At 61.0% G+C, this 24525-nt stretch carries 28 protein-coding genes and 1 tRNA gene; 9 read left to right on the top strand and 20 right to left on the bottom strand.

Annotated features, from left to right (window positions below):
- Positions 1 to 8 precede the first annotated feature (8 nt).
- Positions 9 to 638 (top strand): uracil phosphoribosyltransferase, encoded by a 630-nt coding sequence (gene upp / locus N2597_RS21265; protein ID WP_096763439.1) that lies wholly within the window; start codon positions 9 to 11, stop codon positions 636 to 638.
- Positions 639 to 765: 127 nt separating this feature from the next.
- Positions 766 to 1335, top strand: a complete 570-nt coding sequence (locus N2597_RS21260; RefSeq protein ID WP_096770079.1) for a retropepsin-like aspartic protease family protein — start codon at positions 766 to 768, stop codon at positions 1333 to 1335.
- 6 nt (positions 1336 to 1341) lie between these two features.
- Here N2597_RS21260 and deoA read toward each other — a convergent pair whose 3' ends face one another.
- From deoA to N2597_RS21220, 8 genes are all read right to left on the bottom strand, one after another.
- Positions 1342 to 2649 (bottom strand): thymidine phosphorylase, encoded by a 1308-nt coding sequence (deoA, locus tag N2597_RS21255; RefSeq protein WP_183598684.1) that lies wholly within the window; start codon positions 2647 to 2649, stop codon positions 1342 to 1344.
- A 1-nt stretch (position 2650) separates the two neighbouring features.
- Positions 2651 to 3427 carry a deoxyribose-phosphate aldolase gene (gene deoC, locus N2597_RS21250; protein ID WP_038686183.1) on the bottom strand — a complete coding sequence of 259 codons (777 nt, stop codon included), beginning with the start codon at positions 3425 to 3427 and terminating at the stop codon, positions 2651 to 2653.
- Positions 3428 to 3540: 113 nt separating this feature from the next.
- Entirely contained in the window at positions 3541 to 4341 is an 801-nt protein-coding gene (locus N2597_RS21245; protein ID WP_183598682.1) for a purine-nucleoside phosphorylase, read from the bottom strand.
- A complete protein-coding gene (locus N2597_RS21240) occupies positions 4338 to 4727 on the bottom strand; it encodes a cytidine deaminase (RefSeq protein ID WP_003589240.1) in 390 nt (129 codons plus the stop codon). Before N2597_RS21240 ends, N2597_RS21245 begins: the two co-directional genes overlap by 4 nt.
- Positions 4728 to 4729: 2 nt before the next feature.
- Complete coding sequence (locus N2597_RS21235; protein ID WP_077995046.1) at positions 4730 to 5701, bottom strand: ABC transporter permease; 972 nt, start codon at positions 5699 to 5701, stop codon at positions 4730 to 4732.
- A 10-nt stretch (positions 5702 to 5711) separates the two neighbouring features.
- The gene (locus N2597_RS21230; protein ID WP_038686176.1) at positions 5712 to 6815 is read right to left on the bottom strand and encodes an ABC transporter permease; all 1104 of its coding nucleotides are present in this window, start codon (positions 6813 to 6815) and stop codon (positions 5712 to 5714) included.
- A gap of 7 nt (positions 6816 to 6822) precedes the next feature.
- On the bottom strand, positions 6823 to 8334 hold the full coding sequence (locus N2597_RS21225) for an ABC transporter ATP-binding protein (protein ID WP_039617281.1): 1512 nt from the start codon (positions 8332 to 8334) through the stop codon (positions 6823 to 6825).
- A gap of 88 nt (positions 8335 to 8422) precedes the next feature.
- Positions 8423 to 9415 carry a BMP family lipoprotein gene (locus tag N2597_RS21220; protein ID WP_077995048.1) on the bottom strand — a complete coding sequence of 331 codons (993 nt, stop codon included), beginning with the start codon at positions 9413 to 9415 and terminating at the stop codon, positions 8423 to 8425.
- A gap of 156 nt (positions 9416 to 9571) precedes the next feature.
- Between N2597_RS21220 and N2597_RS21215 the strand changes: the two genes are divergently transcribed.
- Complete coding sequence (locus N2597_RS21215; RefSeq protein ID WP_125864864.1) at positions 9572 to 9763, top strand: hypothetical protein; 192 nt, start codon at positions 9572 to 9574, stop codon at positions 9761 to 9763.
- On the opposite strand, the gene N2597_RS21210 is transcribed toward N2597_RS21215, so the two are convergent.
- On the bottom strand, positions 9724 to 10041 hold the full coding sequence (locus N2597_RS21210) for a hypothetical protein (protein ID WP_038686170.1): 318 nt from the start codon (positions 10039 to 10041) through the stop codon (positions 9724 to 9726). The two genes, N2597_RS21215 and N2597_RS21210, sit on opposite strands and share 40 nt — an antisense overlap.
- A gap of 227 nt (positions 10042 to 10268) precedes the next feature.
- On the opposite strand from N2597_RS21210, the gene N2597_RS21205 reads away from it, so the two are divergent.
- Positions 10269 to 10358 (top strand) — tRNA-Ser (locus tag N2597_RS21205).
- Between the two features lie 32 nt (positions 10359 to 10390).
- Here N2597_RS21205 and N2597_RS21200 read toward each other — a convergent pair.
- Both N2597_RS21200 and N2597_RS21195 read right to left on the bottom strand, forming a co-directional pair.
- Entirely contained in the window at positions 10391 to 10681 is a 291-nt protein-coding gene (locus N2597_RS21200) for a type II toxin-antitoxin system RelE/ParE family toxin (RefSeq protein WP_077995049.1), read from the bottom strand.
- Between the two features lie 2 nt (positions 10682 to 10683).
- Positions 10684 to 10935 carry a type II toxin-antitoxin system ParD family antitoxin gene (locus tag N2597_RS21195; protein ID WP_009994620.1) on the bottom strand — a complete coding sequence of 84 codons (252 nt, stop codon included), beginning with the start codon at positions 10933 to 10935 and terminating at the stop codon, positions 10684 to 10686.
- Between the two features lie 212 nt (positions 10936 to 11147).
- Between N2597_RS21195 and N2597_RS21190 the strand changes: the two genes are divergently transcribed.
- Complete coding sequence (locus N2597_RS21190) at positions 11148 to 11357, top strand: KTSC domain-containing protein (RefSeq protein ID WP_009994618.1); 210 nt, start codon at positions 11148 to 11150, stop codon at positions 11355 to 11357.
- A 326-nt stretch (positions 11358 to 11683) separates the two neighbouring features.
- Entirely contained in the window at positions 11684 to 11908 is a 225-nt protein-coding gene (locus N2597_RS21185; protein ID WP_010057833.1) for a CrpP-related protein, read from the top strand.
- Here the strand turns inward: N2597_RS21185 and pncB are convergent.
- The 9 genes from pncB to N2597_RS21140 all read right to left on the bottom strand — a co-directional run bounded on the left by pncB (position 11905) and on the right by N2597_RS21140 (position 21627).
- Positions 11905 to 13209, bottom strand: coding sequence for a nicotinate phosphoribosyltransferase (pncB, locus tag N2597_RS21180; RefSeq protein WP_004673542.1), 1305 nt, complete (start codon positions 13207 to 13209; stop codon positions 11905 to 11907). The two genes, N2597_RS21185 and pncB, sit on opposite strands and share 4 nt — an antisense overlap.
- Before the next feature lie 162 nt (positions 13210 to 13371).
- A complete protein-coding gene (locus N2597_RS21175; RefSeq protein WP_009982537.1) occupies positions 13372 to 13752 on the bottom strand; it encodes a hypothetical protein in 381 nt (126 codons plus the stop codon).
- A gap of 200 nt (positions 13753 to 13952) precedes the next feature.
- On the bottom strand, positions 13953 to 14912 hold the full coding sequence (locus tag N2597_RS21170) for a 2-hydroxyacid dehydrogenase (RefSeq protein WP_077995051.1): 960 nt from the start codon (positions 14910 to 14912) through the stop codon (positions 13953 to 13955).
- Positions 14913 to 14920: 8 nt separating this feature from the next.
- Positions 14921 to 16549, bottom strand: coding sequence for an ABC transporter ATP-binding protein (locus N2597_RS21165; RefSeq protein WP_038686162.1), 1629 nt, complete (start codon positions 16547 to 16549; stop codon positions 14921 to 14923).
- Positions 16546 to 17046: a type II toxin-antitoxin system VapC family toxin gene (locus tag N2597_RS21160; RefSeq protein WP_096763445.1), complete on the bottom strand. Its 501-nt coding sequence runs from the start codon at positions 17044 to 17046 to the stop codon at positions 16546 to 16548. The genes N2597_RS21165 and N2597_RS21160 overlap by 4 nt, the downstream gene beginning before the upstream one ends.
- A complete protein-coding gene (locus N2597_RS21155) occupies positions 17046 to 17336 on the bottom strand; it encodes a hypothetical protein (RefSeq protein ID WP_010055679.1) in 291 nt (96 codons plus the stop codon). The genes N2597_RS21160 and N2597_RS21155 overlap by 1 nt, the downstream gene beginning before the upstream one ends.
- 71 nt (positions 17337 to 17407) lie before the next feature.
- The gene (locus tag N2597_RS21150; protein ID WP_096763446.1) at positions 17408 to 18556 is read right to left on the bottom strand and encodes an ABC transporter permease; all 1149 of its coding nucleotides are present in this window, start codon (positions 18554 to 18556) and stop codon (positions 17408 to 17410) included.
- Positions 18556 to 19644 (bottom strand): microcin C ABC transporter permease YejB, encoded by a 1089-nt coding sequence (locus N2597_RS21145; protein WP_183598680.1) that lies wholly within the window; start codon positions 19642 to 19644, stop codon positions 18556 to 18558. Before N2597_RS21145 ends, N2597_RS21150 begins: the two co-directional genes overlap by 1 nt.
- A 150-nt stretch (positions 19645 to 19794) precedes the next feature.
- A complete protein-coding gene (locus N2597_RS21140) occupies positions 19795 to 21627 on the bottom strand; it encodes an extracellular solute-binding protein (protein ID WP_096763447.1) in 1833 nt (610 codons plus the stop codon).
- Between the two features lie 247 nt (positions 21628 to 21874).
- Here N2597_RS21140 and mepA point away from each other — a divergent pair, with 247 nt between their 5' ends.
- From mepA to N2597_RS21125, 3 genes are all read left to right on the top strand, one after another.
- Positions 21875 to 22990: a penicillin-insensitive murein endopeptidase gene (gene mepA / locus N2597_RS21135; RefSeq protein WP_096763448.1), complete on the top strand. Its 1116-nt coding sequence runs from the start codon at positions 21875 to 21877 to the stop codon at positions 22988 to 22990.
- Between the two features lie 84 nt (positions 22991 to 23074).
- A complete protein-coding gene (locus N2597_RS21130; RefSeq protein WP_010061364.1) occupies positions 23075 to 23455 on the top strand; it encodes a methylglyoxal synthase in 381 nt (126 codons plus the stop codon).
- Between the two features lie 17 nt (positions 23456 to 23472).
- The gene (locus N2597_RS21125; RefSeq protein WP_183598678.1) at positions 23473 to 24495 is read left to right on the top strand and encodes a glucokinase; all 1023 of its coding nucleotides are present in this window, start codon (positions 23473 to 23475) and stop codon (positions 24493 to 24495) included.
- The last annotated feature ends 30 nt before the right edge of the window (positions 24496 to 24525 follow it).

The raw sequence follows: 24525 nt of genomic DNA, 5'->3' as shown, positions 1-24525 counted from the left end.
GCTTCCCCATGGACGGCGTCACGGTCATCGATCATCCGCTTGTGCAACACAAGCTCACCATCATGCGGCGCAAGGAGACATCGACGGGAAGTTTCCGGCGCCTGCTGCGCGAAATCTCCACCCTGCTCTGTTACGAGGTCACCCGCGACCTCGAGCTGACGATGGAAACGATCGAGACGCCGCTGCAGACCATCGAATCGCCGATCCTCGAAGGCAAGAAGCTGGTCTTCGCCTCGATCCTGCGTGCCGGCAATGGCCTGCTTGAAGGCATGCTCGATCTCGTGCCTTCCGCCCGCGTCTCTCATATCGGCGTCTATCGCGACCACGAAACGCTGCAGCCGGTCGAATATTATTTCAAAGCGCCGGAAGATGTGGCCGAGCGCCTGATCATCGTCGTCGATCCGATGCTGGCGACCGGCAACTCCTCGATCGCGGCGATCGACAAGCTCAAGGAGCGCGGCGCCCACAATATCCGCTTCCTCTGCCTGCTTGCCGCCCCGGAAGGCATCAAAAATTTCCGAGCGGCGCATCCCGACGTTCCCGTCTTCACTGCAGCGATCGACAGCCACCTCAACGAGAAGGGCTATATCGTGCCCGGCCTCGGCGACGCCGGCGACCGCATGTACGGCACCAAGTAATTTCAGCCTTCCTTTACCAAATCGAAAGAGTTTAACGGCCCGGCGGTTCGCCCCGGGCCGTTTTCCTGCCGATATTAGCAACTTATCAGCACTTGCGGCTTAGCAATCTGGAAGCATGAGGCCCCGCATGAAGCGGGGTTTATACAGGAAGGATTTCTGTTTCATGCTCGTGCGTACCGTCATATTCGCCAGCATCGCCGCGGTGCTCGCCACACAGGTGCCGTCCTTCTTCGCCGGCACCGGCCAACAGCCCGCCGACACTCTTTCCGCCAATTACATCTCGAGCGAAAGCGGCATGCCCGCAGCCGCCGCACCCGTCTCCGGCAGCAATGTGATCCGCCTGCAGGCAGATGCGCAGGGCCACTATACCGGCAGTTTCAAGATCAACGGCAAGCCGGTGCAAGGCCTGATCGATACCGGCGCCACCTATGTCGCGCTCAACGAGACGCTGGCGCGCCGGATGGGCTTCACAGCCCACCAGCTCGATTTCCGCTATGGCGTAAACACCGCAAACGGCCAGACCAAAGCCGCGCATGTGACACTCGACCGGATCGAAATCGGCGGCATCCGCGTCCGGGATGTCGAAGCCTTCGTCCTTAGGGATGAAGCGCTGACGACGACGCTGGTCGGCATGAGCTTCCTGAAGAAGCTCGCCTCCTATTCCGTCGCCGACGGCTCGCTCAGCCTCAAGCAATAGATAGCGTCAGATACGACCCGCAATGACGGGGTTCAGCGCCGGCTCGTCCTCGCTGATGCTGTAGTGCGCGGCAAGTGCTGCGACTGCCCTCTCCGCCGCGGCTTCGTCGGCGGCGTGAACGATGGCGATCGGCTCGCCGGCATTCACGCGGGTGCCGAGCGGCAGCAGTTCGGAGAAACCGACGCGGTGATCGATCCGATCCGCGGGGTGACGCCGTCCGCCGCCGAGATCGATGACGCTGACACCGATGCCGCGGGCGTCGCAGGCGGCAAGCCAGCCGGACCGGCTAGCTGCGACAGGCCTTTCGACCGGCGCTCGGGCCAGGTATTTGTCCGGGTTTTCGATGAGATCGGCCGGGCCGCCGAGCATGGATACCATGCGCGCAAAAACCTCGGCCGCTTTTCCCGACGACAGAGCCCGGCGCGCCATTGCCTCGCCTTCATCAGGCGAAGCGGCAATGCCCGATTTCTCCAGCATCTCGGCGGCGAAGGCAAGAATGACAGTATCGAGCCGCGTATTCCCCTTCCTGCCGGCCAGGAAATCCAGGCAGCTGCGCATCTCGACGGCGTTGCCGGCGCTATCGGCGAGCGGCTCGTTCATGTCGGTGATCAGTGCCGAAGTCTTCACGCCCGCGCCATTCGCCACCTCGACCAGCGACCGTGCCAGAATTTCCGCCTGATCGCGCTCAGCCATGAAGGCGCCGTTGCCGACCTTGACATCGAGCACCAGCGTCTGAAGACCGGCGGCAAGTTTTTTAGAGAGGATGGAGGCCGTGATCAAGGGAATGGAATCCACGGTGGCGGTCACATCGCGCACGGCATAGAGCCTGCCGTCGGCAGGCGCCAAGGCGCCGGTCTGACCGATGATGGCGCATCCTGCCTGTTTGACCACTTGGTGAAACAGATCCGCATCCGGGGTAATCATATAGCCGGGAATGGATTCGAGCTTATCGAGCGTGCCGCCGGTATGGCCGAGGCCGCGGCCCGATATCATCGGAACGGCAAGGCCGCAGGCGGCGGCAATCGGCGCCAGCATCAGCGAGACGTTGTCGCCAACGCCTCCGGTCGAATGTTTGTCGGCGATGGGGCGGTCGATACCGGCCCATTGCAGCCGATCGCCGGAATCGGCCATCGCCAGGGTCAAGGCCACGATCTCCTCGCGCGACATGCCCTTGAACCAGACAGCCATGGCGAAGGCGCCGATCTGGCCTTCGGACAATCGACCGGCGGCAAGCGCATCGATGAAGGACCGGATATCGGCAGCGTCAAGTTCGCCGCCGTCGCGCTTGCGCCGGATGAGCTCCTGCGGGATCATCTCAATAGCCCGACGCCGCCGCCGATGCCGGCTGCGCTCCGCCTAGAACCGCCAATATGTCGTCGAGCAGGCCGGAAGCACCGAAGCGGAAGGTCGAGGGCATCGCCCAATCCGGCGCCATGATGGTTTCGGCAAGGCTGAGATAGAGGCCCGCATCGGCCACCGAGCCGATGCCGCCGGCCGGCTTGAAGCCGACCTTGCGTCCGCTTTCGCGAATGGCCCGGATCATGATGTCGGCGGCTTCGAGCGTCGCATTGACGGCGACCTTGCCGGTGGAGGTCTTGATGAAATCCGCGCCGGCTTCGATGGCAAGTTCGGAGGCGCGGCGGATCAATGCCGCCTCTTTCAATTCGCCGGTCTCGATGATGACCTTCAGCAGAACGGGGCCGACGCATTCGGCGCGCACCGCCTTGACCATATCGGTCACCGCCTTCTCGTTGCCTGATATGAACGTGCGGTAGGGGATGACCAGATCGATCTCGTCGGCGCCGTCGGCAATCGCCTCGCGGGTTTCGGCGGCGACATCGGCCACCTCCATCTCGCCCGCCGGGAAATTGACGACGGTGGCGATCCGTACGGCATGGCCGGTGCCGAGGATATTGCGGGCCTGGGCGACGAAGCGCGGCCAGATGCAGATCGCAGCGCTATTGCCATAGGGCGTCTGCGCGCGGGCGCAGAGCGCTTCGATCTGCGCCTCGGTGCAATCGTCCTTCAGATTGGTGAGATCGAGAAGGGAAAGGGCGACCGCCGCCGTTTCCCGGATGGAATGGCTATTCATCTTCACTTCCTCTAGAGCATGATGCCGAAAAGTATGAGCGGTTTTCGGACAACATCATGCTCTCGCTATTAGTGTAGAACAGGATTCAGATTTTAGGCCGACCCGGCCTAAAATCATCCTGTTCTGGCCGCAATCATCTCTTTCAGTATGGCGGCGAGACGGGCGCCACCGACAGGCGCCATGTCCTTGGTTTCTTCGTGGCTGAGCTCATTGCCGGTCATGCCCGCCCCATAGTTGGTGATAACCGAGGCTGCGGCAACCCTCAGGCCCAGCATTCTTGCGATGATGACCTCCGGCACCGTCGACATGCCGACGGCATCGGCGCCAAGGATGCGCGCCATGCGGATTTCGGCCGGCGTTTCGAAGCTTGGACCGGAGAACCACATATAGACACCCTGCGCCAGCTCGATCTTGAGCTTTGCCGCAGCCTTCCGCATCGCGCTAGCAAGGCCGGCATCATAGGCGTTGGTCATGCCGACGAAACGGTGATCGCTTTCCTCGCCGATCAGCGGGTTCATGCCGGAATAGTTGATATGATCGGTGATCTGCATCACCGAACCCGGCGGCATGTCCTCGCGCAGCGATCCTGCCGAATTGGTCAGGATCAGCGCCTCGACGCCGAGCGCCTGCAACACCTCGATCGGCAGGCGCATGGCATTGGCATCGCCCTTCTCATAATAATGCACGCGGCCGGAAAGCATGATGACAGGAGCGCCGCCGAGCCGGCCGGCAACGACTTCGCCCGCATGGCCGGAGACGGCACTGACGGGAAAGCCCGGCAGGTCGCGATAGGGAATACGCACGGCGCCGTCCAACTGGCCAACCAGGGAGCCGAGACCGGAGCCGAGCACGATGCCATGGCGCGGTTTGATAGTGCCGAGCAATGCGGCGAGCAGTTCGACCGTCGCCTTCATCCGAGTTCCGTCTCGAAGCTGAAGGGAAGAAGCTCTTCCATCGTCATGGTCTTCTGCACGCCGGCCTCGTCGCAAAGGTAGATCTTCGTGTCCTTGGAAGCGAATTCGGAGATCTTCTGGCGGCAGCCGCCGCAGGGCGGGCAGAGCGGCAGCTTCTCGGCGATGACAGCCATTTCGACGATCTTCTTCGCCCCGCCCATGATCATGGCGCTGATTGCCGTCGGCTCGGCGCACCAGCCTTGCGGAAAGGAGAGGTTTTCGATGTTGGCGCCGGTGTAGACCTTGCCGTCCTCAGCCCGGATCGCCGCGCCGACGGGAAATTTCGAATAGGGCGCATGGGCAAAGGCCATGGCGCCGCGCGCGGCTTCGAACAGGTCGTGGGACATGATCAACGTTCCTTCGTATAGGGCACGCCGCCGGCCTTCGGCGGGATTGCGACGCCGATGAAGCCGGCAAGCAGGATGCAGGTGAGGACATAGGGCAGCGCCTGAAAGACCTGGACCGGCACTGCGCCGATCAGCGGCACCTGCTTGCCCTGCATGAAATTCGCCAGCGCATCGAGGAAGCCGAAGAGCAGACAGGCGAACATGACAGGCACCGGCTTCCACTTGGCGAAAACCAGAGCAGCGAGCGCGATATAGCCCTTGCCGGCCGACATGTCCTTGATGAAGGCGGCGGACTGGGCGATCGCCAGATAGGTGCCGGCAAAGCCGCAGAGGATGCCGGCGCACATGACGGCGCGGTAGCGTAGCCAGGCGACCGAGATGCCCGCAGTGTCGACCGCACCCGGATTTTCGCCGACGGCGCGAAGGCGCAGGCCGAAGCGGGTGCGGTAAAGCACCCACCAGGAGAAGGGCACGGCGAGGAAGGCGAGATAGGTGAGGATATTGTTGCCCGATATGACATTGGCGTAGAGCGGGCCGATGATCGGCACGTCACGCATGGCATCGGCGCCCGGCAGAATGATCGGCGCGAAGCGCGCATCCGGCGGCAGCTGCGGCGTGCGGCCGCCCTGGCCGAACCAGGCCTGGCCGAGGACGATGGTGATGCCGGCGATGAAGAAATTGATCGCCACGCCCGAAACGATCTGATTGCCGCGGTTGGTGATCGAGGCGAAGCCGTGCACCAGGCTCAGCGCCACCGAGCAGACGATGCCGGCGCCGAGCCCCAGCCAGGCCGAGCCGGTGAGATAGGCCACACAGGCAGCGGCGAAGGCCGAGCCCAGCATCTTGCCTTCGAGGCCGATATCGAAAACGCCCGCGCGCTCGGAAAACAGGCCGGCGAGTGCCGTGAAGATCAGCGGGATGGAGAGCCGGACCGTCGAACTCAGGACGTTGATGAAAATCTCGTAGTAATCCATCGTCCGCTCCTCAGGCTGGCTTGAACTGCTGGTAGATGTGCACCATTGCTGGCCGGAACATGTATTCCAGCGCACCGGCAAAGAGGATCACCAGACCCTGGATGACGAGGATCATCTCACGGGTGATATTCGGCATTTCGAAAGAGATCCAGTCACCGCCCTGATAGAGCGTGCCGAAGAGGATCGCCGCCAGGATGATGCCGAGCGGATGGTTGCGGCCCATCAGCGAGACCGCGATGCCGACGAAGCCGGCGCCGCCGACGAACTCCACCTGCAGACGGGCGGAAGAGCCCATGACCGGATTGAGCGCCATCATGCCGGCCAGCGCGCCGGAAAGCAGCATGGCGATGATGACGATGCGCGCATACGGAATGCCGGCATAGTCGGCGGCTGTCGAGCTTACACCCAGCGTGCGCATCTCGAAGCCGAGCTTGGTGCGCCAGATGAGGATCCAGACAAACCAGGCGGCAAAGAGGGCGACGATGAAGGAGACGTTAAACGGGGCGGCACCGAGCTTGGCTCCGAACATCGTCATCAGCCAACCGAGCTTGGGAAGCTGACCGCCTTCGAGAAAGGTGCGGGTTTCCGGCGCCATCTTGCCCGGCACGATCAGCACGTGCACCAGCAGATAGACCATGAGGGCGGCGGCGATATAGTTGAACATGATCGTCGTGATGACGATGTGGCTGCCGCGCTTGGCCTGGAGGAAAGCGGGAATGAAGGCCCAGGCTGCGCCGAAAATGCCGGCGCCGACGATGGCGACCGGCATCGTCACGTACCAGGGTACGTAATTGTCGAGCGCCAGCGCCACCAGTGCGCAGCCGAGGCCGCCGATATAGGCCTGGCCTTCGGAGCCGATGTTGAAGAGACCGGCATGGATCGCCACCGCGACGGAAAGGCCGGTGAAGATGAAGCTGGTCGCATAATAGAGTGTGAAGCCTATGCCTTCACCGCTGCCAAAAGCACCCTCGATAAGCAGGGAAAGGGCGGCAAGCGGGCTCTCGCCGATCAGCCAGACGACGAAGCCGGAGATCAGGAAGGCGACGATGAGGTTCAGAAGCGGGATCAGGCCGTAGTTGATCCAGTTTGGTAGCGGAACGGAAGCAGTGCTCATAAGGGCCTCACGCGGCAATGCCGGCCATCATCAGGCCGAGGGTCTGTTCACCGGCATCGGGCGTCTTCTCGCCGACGATGTTGCCGGCAAACATGACAAGGATACGGTCCGAAAGGGCGCGGATTTCGTCGAGTTCGACGGAGACGAGCAGGATCGCCTTGCCAGCATCGCGCATTTCGATAATCCGGCGGTGGATGAATTCGATGGCGCCGATATCGACGCCGCGCGTCGGCTGGCCGATGATCAGCATCTTCGGGTCGCGTTCGATTTCGCGGGCGACGACGATCTTCTGCTGATTGCCGCCGGAAAAATTCGCCGTCTTCAGGCGCGGGTTCGGCGGGCGGATGTCGTATTTTTCGATCTTCTCCATCGCATCCCTGCGGATCGCTTCGAGATCGAGCAGCGGACCTTTGCTGTAGCCCGGACGGCGGTGATAGCCGAGCACGGAATTTTCATATTCCTCGAATTTCAGGACCAGGCCCATATGGTGGCGGTCCTCGGGAATATGGGCGAGGCCGAGATCGCGCAGGCGGGCTGGATCGGCCTTGTCGATCGTCTGGCCGTCGAGGAGGATTTCGCCGGAGGCGGGCTTGCGGATACCGGCAATCGCCTCCAGCAATTCGGACTGGCCGTTGCCGGCAACCCCGGCTATGCCGACGATCTCGCCGGCGCGGACATCGAAGGAGACGTTGTCGACCATGGTGACGCCGCGATTGTCTTTGACCGTCAGGTTGCGAACCGTGAGCACCGGAGCGCCGGGGTTCGCCTCACCCTTCTGGACGCGCAGCAGCACGCGACGGCCGACCATCAGCTCGGCAAGCTCCTCAACCGTCGTTTCCGCCGTCTTGCGGGTCGCGACCATCTCGCCGCGGCGCATGACCGAAACGGTATCGGTGATCGCCATGATCTCGCGCAGCTTGTGGGTGATGAGGATGATCGTCTTGCCCTGGTCGCGCAGCACCTTGAGGATGCGGAAAAGATGGTCGGCCTCCGCCGGCGTCAGCACGCCCGTCGGCTCGTCGAGGATCAGGATCTCTGCGCCGCGATACATGGCTTTCAGGATTTCGACGCGCTGCTGCAGGCCGACCGGCAGCTCTTCGATGAGTGCATCGGGATCGACTTCCAGCCCATATTCCGTTTCCAGCCGCTTGAGCTCGGCACGGGCCGATGCGACGCCTCTGGCCAACAGCGAGCCGCCTTCGGCGCCGAGCATGATATTCTCGAGCACGGTGAAATTATCGACCAGCATGAAATGCTGGTGCACCATGCCGATGCCGGCTGCGATCGCCGCCTGGCTGTCACGGATGGTGACCGGTTTGCCGTTGACGCGGATCTCGCCGCTGTCCGCGTGGTAAAAACCGTAAATGATCGACATCAGCGTCGATTTGCCGGCGCCGTTCTCGCCGATGATGCCGTGGATCGTGCCCTTGGCAACGGTGAGATTGATGTCCTTGTTGGCGTGGACGGCACCGAATTTCTTATCGATGCCGACAAGCTCGATAGCGGGCTTATCTGTCACAGCAGGCTCCAAATAAGAAAAGGGCGTATGGCGAAAATCCCCTCCGCCATACGCCCGATCTCAATCGTCAATTACATCAGGGCGCGGATCACTTCGGGCAAGAATTGTCCGAGGTGTAATCGTGAACCTTGACAGTTCCGGCGATGATATCGGCCTTGGCCTTGTCAACGGCAGCCTGCATTTCCGGCGTGATCAGCGACTTGTTGTTGTCGTCGATCGCGGCGCCGACACCATCTTCCTTGACGCCGAGCGCCTGGACGCCGCCGGTGAACTTGTCGTTCTTCGTGTCGGTGAAGGCGTTGTAGACGGCAAGGTCGACGCGCTTGACCATCGAAGTCAGCACCGAGCCCGGATGCAGATGGTTCTGGTTGGAGTCGACGCCAATCGACAGCTTCTTGTTGTCGGCGGCGGTCTGCAGAACGCCGAGGCCGGTGGCGCCGGCTGCCGCGTAAATGACGTCGGCGCCCTGGTCGATCTGGTTCTTGGTGAGCTCGCCGCCGCGAACCGGGTCATTCCAGGCCGCACCTGTTGTGCCGGTCATGTTCTGGAAAACCTGGATGTCGGCCTTGGCGGCGCGAGCGCCCTGCTCATAGCCGCATTCGAATTTGCGGATCAGCGGAATGTCCATGCCGCCGACGAAACCGACCTTACCGGTCTTGGAGGCCATGCCGGCGAGAATACCGACGAGATAGGAGCCTTCTTCTTCCTTGTAGACGACCGAACGGACGTTCGGCTTGTCGACGACGGAGTCGACGATGATGAACTTGGTGTCGGGGAATTCGGCTGCGACCTTCTCAATGGCCGAAGTCCAGGCGAAGGAAACGGCGACCACGGGGTTGAAGCCGCGGCTTGCGAAGTTGCGGATGGCCTGTTCGCCCTGGGTGTCGCCCGTCGGCTCGAAGTCGCGATAGGCAATGCCGGTCTCGGCCTTGAACTTCTCGGCGCCATTGTAGGCTGCCTCGTTGAAGGACTTATCGAACTTCCCGCCGGTGCCGTAAACCAGCGCCGGCTTGACATCGGCGGCCAGCGCCGTCGTCGACATGGCAGCCACGGCAATAAGAGTGAGAAGGGATTTTTTCATTGTGCAGCCCTGTTGTTGCTATTCGTTAGGGGTCCTCCCGCAAGTCCTTTGCGGACATGTCTGCGGAACCACCGACCTCCCCCCGGAGGCCTGGCTGCGCGCATCCTTGCATGGCTCACGGAAAAATTCACCAGAAATTTTTCAGGCGGTAAAGATTTGCAGCAATTGCTGAAAATCAGTTCTGCCGGGCGGATTTTTGGACATCTCGCCGACCGGGATGCGGATTTTTTAGCCGATCCGCTGGCCGTTGCTGAAACCGGGGACGGGCAAATGCACCCGGTCTTTTGCCGGATCGACGGCTCAAGCACCTATGCAGTGAAGCGACCGGCGATCGGCGGCTTCTTATAGCCGATCATCCAGAGAAGCAGCGCGATCACCAGAAAGACGGCAAAGGCCGGCTGGAGCATCAGCCACTGGAAGATAAAGGCGTAGAAACGGGGATGGATATAGTAGGAAAGCGCAGATTGCAGCGAGGTCAGCGTGTCCGGACTCACATCCTGCCAGGCCTCCGACATCGGCGTCATGACAACGGCGGATGCCGCAACCGACTGGATCGAATCGATGGTCCCGGCAATAACGGCCGCCGCAAGCGCGACAAGACTGGCCAGACGCAACAGGAAACGCATCAACTCCTCCGACGCTTCGATATGCCGGACAATTCCGGCGGACCCCGCGCCATTCTCCGCCTTGAGAATTACATAGTCATCGATGGGGTGAAGCACAATGGACGGGCGCAGGCGAGTTTTATCCGAAGAAGTCAAAAAACTGTTAGATTTGGGTTGATCGGCAAAAATTCATCGGTATATATCGCGCCGTTCCGACGATTTGCTCCTCTCCTGGTGCGAACGCCAAAGGACAGGTGGCCGAGTGGTTTAAGGCGCACGCCTGGAACGCGTGTGTACGTGAAAGCGTACCGAGGGTTCGAATCCCTCCCTGTCCGCCATTCTTCGCATTTTCATCCAACAGAGTGAAATTTTAAACCTGACTGGACCAATCTTCGTGTCCGTGGCGAATACGGACAATGAGAACATTATCGCCCTCCGCAATCGTATAAACGACGAGATGGGCCTTGAACGGATGAATGCACATCGGAGGAGAAATTTCATGCCGTTCGCGCGCCATACGGGGATTGGCAGCAATCAGATCAAAAATGGCGTAGAGTTCATCATGGTAGCGCCGAGCGTGCGCTGAGCCAAACAGGCGAATGCCCGTTTCGGCTATGCCGACAATGTCCTCTTCCGCTTCTTCCGCAAGGCGAAAGCCCATCATCAATTGCCGCGAGAGCTTTCCTCGCGCGCCCGAGCCGCCTCAAACAGCTCGTCCTTCGACCGCGACCCGACGCCGCTCTTCAAGCCTTCATCGACAAAGCGCTGCATAGCTGCGACCTTGTCGTTTCGCTCCTGATCTTTCCTGATGAGGTCGCGGACATAATCGCTCGCATTGGCATAACGGCCTGTTTTGGTTTGCGCTTCCACCCAATCTTTCATGGGATCGGGCAGCGATACGTTCATGGTCGCCATCGAAGCTCTCCGTTTCATCAAAATTGAGTTGTTTGGCAAAGTTTGTCAACATCGGCTGATCTCCCATAACGTGCGGAAACGACGGCCCGATCCCCATCGAAGGAAACGCCAGGGTTGATCAGAAAGATTCCTGAATTTTTACCACGCTGCTTCACCGCGTCTTTGCACGTTTGGGTTTACCGTCTGCAAAACTAAAAACAGAGGTAAAACAGGTGGAAGAACTTTCGGTGAAGTCGAAGATCATCAAATCCGTCTATTTCAGCCAGGAAGACGGGCGGCTCAGGATTTGCTTTAGGAATGGCGAGGAGCGGCTGTTCGAGGGCGTTCCCTCTTCGGAAGCCCATGCGATGACGGCGGCACCGTCTCCCGGCCATTATTACCTCGACCGGATCAGAACCCGGTTTCGCAGGCTGGCGGCCTGAACAGTCGAGAATGCCGCAGCCGACCTGCCGGATCGTGTGGGATCGGCACAGATCCGGTGGATATTAGCCGACCGTTCACCATTGATCTGATCTTGGTTGGATCGCCCCGGCCGGAAGGCGACAAGTTGTCGGCGCTGCCGACTTGAAGATCGGCCAGCCGGGAGGCTCGGCGGCGGACCCCAGCCAGGAAGCCGGGCCTCCCCGTCAACTCAGCATCGAGATAGCAAATTAGGGCTAATCCTGTGAAAAACCGGAATCCCCGCATCCGGACTCGACAATGCTTCATTAGCATGATTGCATAAACCCAATCAAAAGAGGGGGTGACGATGTTCGAGGATCTGCTTGAGATGCAGGAACGCGGCGCACGCGACCGTGCGCTCGGCCGCAGCCTGGCCGACAATCCGATGTCGAAGCCGGATGTCCTGCCGATCACCGATCTGCAGGAATGGTATTCGATGTTCGACGCCTGGCGCTTCGGCTGGTCGATCGAGGACGCGATGGCCGGGCACATCGATATGCCCCGGGACGGCCGTACGGCGCGGCGAGCCTAAACCAGGACGGTCTGATCGACCCTGTCCTCGGTGCCGAAGAATTTCAGGTAACGTTCGACCTCTGCCGGTTCGCCCGTCGCCTTCTGCGGATTGTCTGAGAGCTTCACCGCCGGACGGCCATTGGCGTCGCTGACTTTGCAGACGACCGAGATCGGGTTGAGGCCCGATATTTCGGTCGGGGCACAGCCGGCAAAATCATTCGTCAGATTCGTGCCCCAGCCGAAGCTCATCCGCACGCGGCCTTCGAAATGCCGGTAAGTGTCGATGATGGCGTCCACATCGAGGCCGTCGGAGAAGATCAGCAGCTTCTGGCGCGGATCGCGGCCCATCTTTTTCCACCAGTCGATGATCTTCTCACCGCCCTCGATCGGCGGCGCGCTGTCCGGGCGAAAGCCGGTCCAGTCGGCCACCCATTCCGGCGCGTCGCGCAGGAAAGCCGCGGTGCCAAAGGCATCCGGCAGGACGATCAGAAGGTTGCCGCCATAGAGCTTGTTCCAGTCGCGCAGGATCTTATAAGGGGCGTTGCGCAGCTGCTCGTCGGTTTGCGCCAGGGCAGCGGCCACCATCGGCAGCTCATGGGCATTGGTACCGACCGCTTCGAGATCGGAATCCATTGCCAGCAATACATTGCTGGTGCCGGTAAAAGCCGGGCCGATGCCTTCCTTCAGCGCCTCGACGCACCAGCGCTGCCAGAGAAAACTGTGGCGGCGGCGGGTGCCGAAATCGGAAATGCGTAAACCCGGCAGTTCCCTCAGCCGCTCGACCTTCGACCACATCTTCGCCTTGGCGCGGGCATAGAGCACGTCAAGGGTGAAAGGGCCGAGCGCTTTCATCGCCGAGCGCGAGCGCAGCTCGTTGACGATCGCGAGCGCCGGGATCTCCCACATCGTGGTTTCCTTCCAGGCCCCGTGAAAATCCAGCACATACTGGCCGTCCTTCTTCGACAGCTCGTATTCCGGGAGCTGGAAGTTGGAAAGCCAGGCGAGGAATTCCGGCTCGAAAATCTGCGCGCGGCCGTAGAAGCTGTTACCAGCCAGCCAGATCATCTCCTTCTTGGAAAGCCTCAGCGTACGGGCGTGATCCAGCTGTTCACGCAATTCGCCTTCGTCGATCTCCTCGGCGAGGTGGACGCGTTTCGTCCGATTGATCAACGTGAAGGAGGCATTGACGTCTGGATAGAGCTTCCAGATCATCTGCAGCATCAGCAGCTTGTAGAAGTCGGTATCGATCAGGCTGCGGATGATCGGGTCGAGCTTCCACGCGTGATTGTAGACGCGTCTTGCAATATCGGTCTTGGCCATGAATTCCTGCCCCTGTCCCATCCGGTCAGGTGCTGCCAAGCGGGCCGGCGCACGAAACCGGCTCGTGCGTCTTCTTATCGAAAAATCAGCGGGCAAAGTCCAGATAAAACATAAACATCCCGCCGCGTCCTGGCGGCGGGATGGAAGATACCTTGATTTGCTCTATTGGGCCGGCGCCGCCGGCTGGGTCGGTGCCGCGGGCTGGGCGGGTGCCGCAGGCGCCGCATCCGGGGCCGGTGCTGTCGCCGGCGTCTCGGTCGGCACCGCATTGCTGTTCTGCTGCGTCGGGGCAGGTGCTGCGTCCGATTGCTGCTGCTGGAGTTGCTGGCCGGGCTGTTGCGGCGCAACCTCGTCCGCCTCGCGATTACCCCAGATCTCGACCGGGATCCAGACCACGAAAGCGAGGATCAGGGCGACGAGCAGCACCGTCAGGATGCGGTATCCCGTGCGCCCCTGTTTTGCCTTGACCGGCGGGATCTGCTCTTCCTTGTGAAGCTTGCCGTCGGATTTTTCCCAGCGTGTTTCCGTCTGATGCGCCATCATCGTCTCCTTCCGCTGACTTAGAGCATGATGCCGAAAAGTGTGAGCGGTTTTCGGACGACATTATGCTCTAACTCTTTAATTTAGAACAGGATTCAGATTTCAAGCCGACCGGGCCTAAAAGCATCCTGTTCTAGCGGCCGATGCGGCCGCAAGAAACGTTCGCAGAGAAAACGGTCAGTCGTCTCGAAGGTTCCGGAGGCTCAATAACCGGCGGCGCGGTCGATCACGAATTGCAGCGATTCACCGCGCTCGAAACGGGCGATCTGCGTCTCGACATGGCGGAACAGCGCGGTCTCTTCGGAGACCGCCGCGTCATGCGGGGTGATGAAGACGTTTTCCAACTCCCACAGCGGGCTATCCGACGCCAAGGGCTCCACCTCGAAAACGTCAAGCGAAGCGCCGCCGAGGATGCCGCTGCGGATGGCCGAGACGATGTCGGACTCGACCTGGCTCCGGCCACGGCCTGCATTGATGAAGATCGGCCGCCCCAGCGCACCGTCGCGGCGGAGCTTCTTAAACAGCCCGCCATCATAAAACCCCGTGGTGTCAGGTGTCAGCGGCAAGAGGCCGACGAGAATGTCGGTCCTGGCGAGGAACCCGTCCAGTTCGCGCGCATCGAAGGTCTCTACGCCATCAATCTGTTTGCGGGTCCGCGACCAGCCGACGACGTTGAACCCCATCACTTTCAGCTTGGCGACCGCGTCCTGCCCGAGCACGCCGAGGCCCATGACGCCGACCGTCACTTCCGCCGCTTCGGGCGCGATCAGCTTGGCCCATTCCCGCCGTCGTTGGCTGATATCATGGGCGTATTGCCCGCGCAGATGCATCAGGCATTGCATCACCACCCACTCGCTCATGCGGGTGGTCAGGCTGCGATCGACGAACCGAACGATCGGTATCTCAGGCAAGCCGTCCATGCCGACGATATGGTCGACGCCGGCGCCGCCCGAGAAGATCACCTTAAGGTTCGGCGCCCTTTTGAAAAGATCGGCATCCGGCTTCCAGAGAAGCGCGTATTCGGCCACGCTGAGATCCCGGGTCCGATCGGCCGGATAGGCGAGATTGATGCTGCCACGGTCGGCAAATGCCGTTTTCAGCACGCGGGCGACACCTTCGGGATTGAACTTGATGTCGACGAGAACAGGAGGATGTGCGGACATGGTGTTCTTTACTGTTGCACGGCGGGCGTCGGCACCGCCTCGATGTTGAAGGCGGCGGCCATCAGCGCCTTGGTGTAATCGTCCTTCGGAGCGCGGAAGATTTCCGAGGACGGCCCCTGCTCCACCACCTTGCCGAAACGCATGACGATGACGTCGTTGGCGAGCGCCTTCACCACCTTCAGATCATGGCTGATGAAGAGATAGGCGAGGTCGTGCTTCTTCTGCAGGTCGCGCAGGAGATCGACCACCTGGGCCTGGACGCTCATATCGAGCGCAGAGGTCGGCTCGTCGAGCATGACGAAGCGCGGTTTGAGCACCATGGCGCGGGCAATGGCGATGCGCTGGCGCTGGCCGCCGGAAAATTCATGTGGGTAACGCCAGCGGGTCAGGGGGTCGAGACCAACCTCCTCCAGCGCCCAGCATACGCGCTGGTCACGCTCTTCGGCGCTTAAAGCGCGCTCATGCACCTTCAGCCCTTCGGCAATGATATCGCCGACCGACATGCGCGGGCTGAGCGAGCCGTAAGGATCCTGGAAGACGATCTGCAGCTGGTTGCGCAGCGGCCGCATCTCGCTGAACGAATAGCCGGCTATATCCTTGCCGACGAAAGCGATCCGCCCCTGCGAGGAGATCAGCCGCGTGAGCGCCAGACCGAGCGTCGTCTTGCCGGAACCGGACTCGCCGACGACGCCGAGCGTCTGGCCGGCGCGCAGCGAAAGATCGATGCCGTCGACCGCCTTCACATGGTCGACGACACGGCGCATCAGCCCTGCCTTGATCGGGAACCAGACGCGGATATCGGACCCTTCCATCACCACCGGCTTCGACGGATCGGCAAGCGGCGGCTCGCCGCGGGGCTCGGAGGCAAGGAGGTGGCGGGTATAATCGTGCTTCGGATTGGCGAAGACCTCCGCGACGGTCCCTGTCTCGACGATCCTGCCCTTGGTCATCACGCAGACGCGATCGGCGAATTTGCGCACGATGCCGAGATCATGGGTGATGAACAGCAGCGACATGCCGTGCGCCGCCTTCAATTGCCGCAGCAGTTCGAGGATCTGCGCCTGCACGGTGACGTCGAGCGCGGTGGTCGGCTCGTCGGCGATCAGCAATTCCGGCCGGTTGGCGAGCGCCATGGCGATCATGACACGCTGGCGCTGCCCGCCGGACAGTTCGTGCGGATAGGCCTTCAGCCGCTTTTCCGGCTCGCGGATGCCGACCTGGTTCAACAATTCCAGCACACGCTGGCGCGCCGGCTGGCCGGTGATGCCCTGATGCAGGGCGAGGATTTCGGCGATCTGCTTCTCGATCGTATGAAGCGGATTGAGCGAGGTCATTGGCTCCTGGAAGATCATGGTGATGTCGTTGCCGCGAACCTCACGCAACGCCCGCTCCGACGCCTTCAAGAGGTCCTTGCCCTTGAACAGGATTTCGCCGGAGGGATGGCTTGCGGAGGGATAGGGCAAAAGCTTCAGGATCGAATTGGCCGAGACCGACTTGCCGGAACCGGATTCGCCGACCAGCGCCACGACCTCGCCCTTGGCGATATCGAAGGAGATGTGATCGACGGCAAGCGACGTCTCGCCGCCCTGATGAAAGGCAACCGAGAGATCGCGGACGGAAAGGAGCGGTTCTGTCATTCGGCTGGGCTTCTCAGGAGGGAGGCAAGAGTGAGTTCGTCCGGACGGAGAACGGCCAAGGGTCGGGCTTTCGTTATCCCATATTTGCGATGGGTAAGCTGGTATTCGTCCTTTATTCCCAAATCGGCGGTCAGGATGTGCGAACAGTTTGCACCGATGGCTGTCGATAGGTGAATGGCGTCTGGTAACTTCAGCCCACCATATTGGGACCGCAATACGGCAGCGTAACGAAGCGCGGGAGGAACGATCGGAAGCACCTCGAGCCAGCTGCTCGTCAGGATCAGGCCCTCATAGGTATCAATCAGGCTATCATCGTTATCTCGATAGGGCGTCACCAGTAGTTCGGACAGCGTCAGCTCACTCGTCACGAATCTCGGCTCGGCATAACCATCGCTTGCGACAAACAACTGCGAGAGAAGATCGCTGGTTTCGTCCCGCCTCTCGAATGCGATGATGAAAATATTCGTGTCGAGATAGACCCTACTGACACCTTGCATCAATCGTCCCATTCATCTCGCAGCCGGCGAATCCTGGCGACCGCTTCCTCGACGGTCACCGATGGCCTGTCTTCCGCTTTTAGCCGCCGAATGGCGGTGAGGGTTTCGCCTATGGTCATCGGTTTCCGCTCGATTTTCGGCAGATCTCCGAAGCCCGGAAACGGTTCTCTCTCTTTGTCCTGCGCTTCCTCCTCGATCACCACACGCACCATGGCGTCTTTTTCCAGGCCCTTTCGAAGCTCTTCCGGCAGCTTCGATGCAGGATAATGCTCAAACACGATCTTGTTCATCGCCTATGCCTCGAAAGTTGCATCGAAAGCAACTTTAGTCCGAACGCCTGCAAATGACGAGACTTCTCCAATCATTGGAACGTCTTCCTCGGATCGAAGGCGTCGCGCACGGCTTCGCCGATGAAGATCAGCAGAGACAGCATGATCGACATGGCGAAGAAGGCCGTCAGCCCGAGCCATGGCGCCTGCAGGTTGGTCTTGCCCTGGGCGATCATCTCGCCGAGCGAGGGGGAGCCAGGCGGCATGCCGAAGCCCAGGAAATCGAGCGAGGTCAGCGTCGTGATCGAGCCGGAGAGGATGAAAGGCAGGAAGGTCAGCGTCGCGACCATGGCGTTCGGCAGCAGATGGCGCCACATGATGGTGCGGTTGTTGACGCCGAGGGCGCGGGCGGCGCGGACATATTCGAAATTGCGGGCGCGCAGGAATTCAGCGCGCACGACGCCGACGAAGCCGACCCAGGAAAAGAGCAGCATGATGCCGAGCAGCACGAAGAAGCCGGGCGGCAGGATGGCGGCGATGATGAGCAGGATGTAGAGCACCGGCATCGACGACCAGATCTCGATGAAGCGCTGCAGCAAAAGATCGGTCCAGCCGCCGAAATAACCCTGCACCGCGCCGGCCGTCACGCCGATGATCGCCGAGCAGATGGTGAGCGCCAGCCCGAAGAGCACCGAGATGCGGAAGCCGTAGATGACGCGGGCGAGCACGTCGCGGGCCTGATCGTCGGTGCCGAGCCAATTGAGGTTGCCGAGCGTGCAGGCGGGATCGTTGACCCCTTGCGGATAGCCGGAGCAGCGCTCCTCCTCGGTCATCAGCCAGAAGGGCGGCGTTGGCGCCGAATGCGGAATGTTGGAGTTGACCGAGCGGTAGGAATAGCGGATTGGCGGCCAGATCATCCAGCCATTGGCGTTGATCTCGTCTGATATCACCGAGGAACGGTAATCGGTTTCGGCGAGGAAGCCGCCGAACTTCTCCTCGGGATAGTCGATCAGCACCGGAAACAGGATTTCGCCCTTGTAGGAGGCGATGATCGGCCGGTCGTTGGCGAGGAATTCTGCAAACAGGCTGAGCCCGAACAGCAGCAGGAACAGCCACAGGGACCAGTAGCCGCGGCCATTCGCCCGGAAATTCTTCCAGCGGCGAATATTGGTCGGCGACAGCAGTCCCTTGCGCGGCGGCTTGACCGGGGTTGCGACGGCAGGATTTGCGGCAGCGTCCATCAGACATCCCTCCGCTCGAAATCGATGCGCGGATCGATCCATGTGTAGATCAGGTCGGAGATCAGGCTGACGAAAAGGCCGAGCAGCGAGAAGATGTAGAGCGTGGCGAAGACGATCGGATAATCGCGGTTGACCACCGAGAGATAGCCGAGGCGACCGAGACCATCGAGCGAGAAGATGTTCTCGATCAGCAGCGAGCCGGTGAAGAAGGCGGAGATGAAAGCGCCGGGAAAACCGGCGATGATGATCAACATGGCATTGCGGAAAACATGGCCATAAAGCACCTGCCGCTCGTTCAGCCCCTTGGCGCGGGCGGTGACGACATATTGCTTCTTGATCTCCTCGATGAAGGAATTCTTGGTGAGCAGCGTTGTGGTGGCGAAAGCGGCGAGCGAAAGCGAGATCAGCGGCAGAGTGAGGTGCCAGAAATAATCGAGCGGCTTCTGCCACCAAGGGAGCTGGTCGAAATTGTCGGAGACGAGCCCCCGCAGTGGGAACCAATCGTAGAAGGAGCCGCCGGCGAACAGCACGATCAGCAGGATGCCGAAGAGAAAGCTCGGCACGGCATAGCCGACGACGATGACGCCCGACGTCCAGACATCGAAGGTCGATCCGTCCTTGACCGCCTTGCGAATGCCGAGCGGGATGGAGATCGCGTAGGAGAAGATCAGGATCCAGATGCCGAGCGAGATCGACACCGGCAGCTTTTCCTTGATCAGGTCGAGCACGGAAGTGTTGCGGAAGAAGCTTTCGCCGAAATCGAGGCGGATGTAGTTCCACATCATCTCGCCGAAACGCGTCAGCGGCGGCTTGTCGAAGCCGAATTGCTTTTCAAGTTTGGCGATCAGCTCCGGATCGAGTCCCTGGGCGCCGCGATATTTCGAACTTTCTTCGCCTCCTCCTCCGCCGAGAAGATCACCGCCGCCGGACAGGCGCTGATCGGCGCTGTCGGCTTGGCCGGTCAATTGGGCAATAACCTGCTCAACCGGACCGCCGGGTGCGAATTGAACGACAATGAAGGAAATCGCCATGATGCCGACGATGGTCGGAATCATCAAAAGCAGGCGGCGAATGACATAAGCGCCCATCAGCCTTCAGCCTCCGGGAATGTTTTTCTTGTCTGCACGCCGTTCAGTCCAATGCCGCTCAATCCGCCAGCCTTCCCTTGCCGGCCCCGCCGGCTTGTCGTGATTCGCTCGGGCCATTTGGAGCCCAGAGCCCCTGCTTTGCAAGCCCGCTCATTTTGCCGAGGTGGACCACCAGGCATCGGGGAAGCCAAGGCCATAAGCCGGAAACTCGGCAGGATGCGTGACCGTGTTCCAATAGGCGATGTTATAGGTATCGCGGTAGAATAGCGGAATTACGTAGTGATTTGCCAGCAATACCCGATCCATGGCCTTGATCGCTGCAACCTGTTCTTCGCGGTTGGGCGCGAAGATGATCATGCGAACGAGTTCATCGACGGCCGGGTTGGCGATGCCGGCATAATTGCGAGAGCCTTGCTGGTTGACCGAGCCGGAGCCCCAATAGTCGGCCTGCTCATTACCTGGGTTCAAGGTCTGCGCCCAGACGTTCCAAATCATGTCGTAGTCAAAGCTGCGTTCGCGATTTACAGCTTGCGAGGCGTCGACCGTACGGACGCGGGCATCTATTCCAATTTTCTTGAGGTTGTTGGCGTAAGGAACCGCCCAGCGCTCCAACATCGGGCTTGACAACAGGATCTCGAAACTCATCGGCTGGCCGGTCTTGGTATTAACCATCCGGTTGTTCTTGATCTCCCAGCCGGCTTCTTTCAGCAGCCCAATCGCCTTGCGGAGGTTGTCGCGGCTTTTCTGCGGATCGCCGCCGACCGGATTGGTATAAGGCGTCGTGAAGACCTCCGGCGGAACCTTGTCCTTCATACCCTGAAGGATTTCCAGCTCTCTACCCTGCGGAAGGCCGGTGGAGGCGAGGTCAGTGTTCCAAAAATAGCTGTCGATGCGTTTGTAACTGTTGAAGGCAACGGTGCGGTTCAGCTCCTCAAAATCCAGGCCGTAGTTCAAGGCCTGGCGGACCCTGATATCCTTGAAGAGGTCGCGTCGCATATTGGGCACGAGAGCCTGCATGATGCCGGTCGAGCGCAGCGGGTTTGCAACTTCTTCCTTCTTGATGCGCCCTTCCTTTACCGCGGGAAAATCATATCCCGTTGCCCAGCGGGCAGCCGTAGTTTCCTGCCAATAGTCACTGTTGCCGGCGCGAAACGCTTCGAACTCAACATCGCGATCGCCGAAATAGGTGTAGGTGACGTTGCGGAAATTGTTCTGGCCGACATTCACGTTGAGGTCCTTGCCCCAATAGTCGTCACGCAGTTCATAGCGGATGGTCGCGCCCGGGGAGAAGGATGCGATCTTGTAAGGCCCGGACCCCATTACGGGCTCGAGCGTCGTCTTTGAGATATCGCGCGGTTTGCCGTCCGGCCCCTGTCCCTCCCACCAATGTTTGGGCACGACCACCAACTGCCCGAGAATATTGGGCAGTTCGCGATTGTTCTTCTCGTCGAAAGTGAAGGTGACGTCACGCTCGCCGGTCTTTTCCGCCTTCAGCACGTGACGATAATAATTGGCCGTGAGAGGATTGAGCTCCTTCGTCTTATCAAGACTGAAGATGACGTCCTCAGGCGTGACCGGCTGACCATCCGCCCATTTCGCTTCCTCGCGCAGGCGAAAGGTCGCGCTGGAGACGTCAGCCGGAAAGGACAGGCCCTCTGCGAGCAGACCATAGGAGACAAGGAGTTCGTCTTCGGCCGGCTTCATCAACGTGTCGTAAACAAGCGACAGACCTACAGCTGCCTGACCTTTGGCGAGCAGAGGATTGAAGGTGTCGAAGGCGCCACTGGCCGAAAGACGCAGGTCTCCACCTTTCGGGGCATCGGGATTGACGTAGTCGAAATGGGCAAAGCCCGGCTTGTACTTCATCTCACTGATGACCGAGCTTCCGATCAGAAACGGCTGGTCCTGACCAACAGCCCCCACCGGCGCCAAAACAGCCGCAAGCGAGAGAAACAAACCGATCTTCAACGACAGAAATGCCATTCCCACTTTCCCCTGACTATTGATGGTTCGACAATACGAGAAATAGGGGCGAAAAACAGGTAAGAGTTTGATTTTTGCTAGGCTCACGAAATATTCAAGCTACCCGGCCGTGTCTGAGATCCTCGAGGCTTAAGCCGCTGCGGCGATCCGTCACCGCCGCCTCCGGCGCCCGCCCGGCAAATCATCGATTCACCAAAATCTCTTTTCACGTTAGATTCGCAGACAAATCACTTCTCAAGGGAACAGCATGGCATTCGGCTTCACTCAAGCTTTCAGGACATTCGGCAGACTGGCGCTCGCCGGCGCAATCGGCGCAGGCCTTGCCGCCGGCGACGTCGGCGCCGAGCAGAAGACGCCGAGCCCGGGCAGCGCCAAGGCTCTGTTCGGCGGCGCCAGCCTGCCGACGCAGGGACCGGCGCAGCCGATCGGCTTTTATGCCAAGGGCTGCATGACCGGCGCTGTGGCGCTGCCGACCGACGGGCCGACCTGGCAGGCGATGCGGCTTTCGCGCAACCGCCGCTGGGGCAACCCCGCGATGATCGCGCTCTTGGAGCGGTTTTCGCAGGATGCGGTCAAATATGCCGGCTGGCCGGGCATTCTCGTCGGGGACATCGCCCAGCCGCGCGGCGGGCCGATGCTTAACGGCCATTCCTCGCACCAGATCGGCCTCGATGCCGATATATGGTTCACTCCGATGCCCGCGCGCCGCCTGACGGCCGAGGAGCGTCAGTACCTGCCTTTCACCACCATGCTGCAAAAGAACAAATTCCTGACCGTCGATCCCAAGGTATGGACGGAATCGCGGGCTCGACTTTTGATGCTGGCGGCAAGCTATCCCCAGGTGGAGCGCATTTTCGTCAATCCCGCCATCAAGAAAAAGATGTGCGACACCTGGACGGGCGACCGCACCAACCTCGGCAAGCTCCGGCCGATATACGGTCATGACTCGCATTTTCACATCCGTATAAAGTGCCCGCCCGGTGCAGCCGGATGCACCCCGCAAGCTCCCGTCCCCGCGGGAGACGGCTGCGACAAGTCACTCGCCTATTGGTTCACGCCGGCGCCATGGGCGCCACCAAAGCCGCCGAAACCCGGCGCCAAGCCGCCGAAACCGCCGCGCGAGATGATGGTCTCCGACCTGCCAAAGGCCTGCGCTGCCGTGCTCGACGCCGCTTCCGTCACCTCGATGCAGGCCGCCACCTATGGCGGATCTTCTGCCGCGGGCGAACTTTCTGCCGCCAGCGGACCGTCTGCCGCAAGCGCGCTTGTCGCCGCGCCGACGGCGGCACCGGCCACCGACGATGACGACGGAGAACTGCCCGATGTCGGCCCGGTTCCGAACGACAAGCCGGCGATGCAATGAGGAGCGCCCGGCGCTGTCTTTCAAATCGCAAATTCTTGGTATAGAAGCGGTCAAATCGATTGAATTGTCCGGGCGGAGGGGTTGATGGCTGGCGGCAAATGCCTCGCATTGATTGCGCATGATCAGAAGAAGGACGACATGGCGGCGTTCGCCCGCGCCAACAAGGATCTTCTCTCGCGCTGGAAAATCGTCGCGACAGGTACGACCGGCGGGCGGGTGCTCGATGCCGCGCCCGACCTCAACGTCGTCAGGCTGAAAAGCGGCCCGCTCGGCGGCGACCAGCAGATCGGCGCGCTGATTTCGACCGGGGAGGTCGATGCCTTGATCTTCTTCGTCGACCCGCTGACGCCGATGCCGCATGATGTCGACGTGAAGGCGCTGATGCGGCTGGCAATCGTCTACGACATTCCGATGGCGCTCAACCACGCGACCGCTATAAAGCTCCTTCCCACCCTCGAAGCCTGATCAGCACGGAACCGGCCATGCCAAAACCGAACCACAGCACTCCGCTGCCTTTCCCGATCCTGATCGGCGATATCGGCGGCACCAATGCCCGCTTCTCCATCCTGTCCGATGCCTATGCCGAGCCGAAGCAGTTTCCGAATGTGCGCACGGCGGATTTCGCGACAATCGACGAAGCGATCCAGCAAGGCGTGCTCGACAAGACCGCGGTGCAGCCGCGCTCGGCAATCCTCGCCGTCGCCGGTCCGATCAACGACGACGAGATCCCGCTGACCAATTGCGACTGGGTGGTGCGGCCGAGGACGATGATCGAGGGCCTCGGCATCGAGGACGTGCTCGTCGTCAATGATTTCGAGGCGCAGGCGCTGGCGATCGCTGCCCTGTCGGATGAAAACCGCGAGCGCATCGGCAGCGCCACCGGCGACATGATCGCCTCGCGCGTCGTGCTCGGACCCGGCACCGGCCTCGGCGTCGGCGGCCTCGTGCATGCCCAGCACAGCTGGATCCCGGTCCCCGGCGAAGGCGGCCATATCGATCTTGGGCCGCGCAGCAAACGCGATTATGACATCTTTCCGCATATCGAGACGATCGAAGGCCGCGTTTCGGCCGAGCAGATCCTCTGCGGGCGCGGCCTCGTCAACCTCTATAACGCCATCTGTATCGTCGACGGCATTCAGCCGACGATGAAGGATCCGGCCGACATCACCTCGCACGCGCTTGCCGGCAGCGACAAGGCCGCCGTCGAGACCGTCTCGCTATTTGCCACCTATCTCGGCCGCGTGGCGGGCGACATGGCGATGGTGTTCATGGCGCGCGGCGGCGTCTATCTCTCCGGCGGCATCTCGCAGAAGATCCTCCCGGCGCTGAAGAAGCCGGAATTCCGCAGGGCCTTCGAGGACAAGGCGCCGCACACCGCGCTGCTTCGCACCATCCCGACCTATGTCGTGACGCACCCGCTGGCAGCCCTTGCCGGGCTTTCCTCCTATGCGCGCATGCCGGCCAATTTCGGCGTCTCGACGGAAGGCCGCCGCTGGCGGCGCTGATCCCGGCGCGTCCCACCCGGACGCGCGGCG

It is taken from the genome of Rhizobium sophoriradicis (assembly GCF_025200795.1).
Lineage (GTDB): Bacteria > Pseudomonadota > Alphaproteobacteria > Rhizobiales > Rhizobiaceae > Rhizobium > Rhizobium sophoriradicis.
Note: the sequence above shows the minus strand (reverse complement) of the source record. Positions and strands in the feature narration are given on the sequence as shown.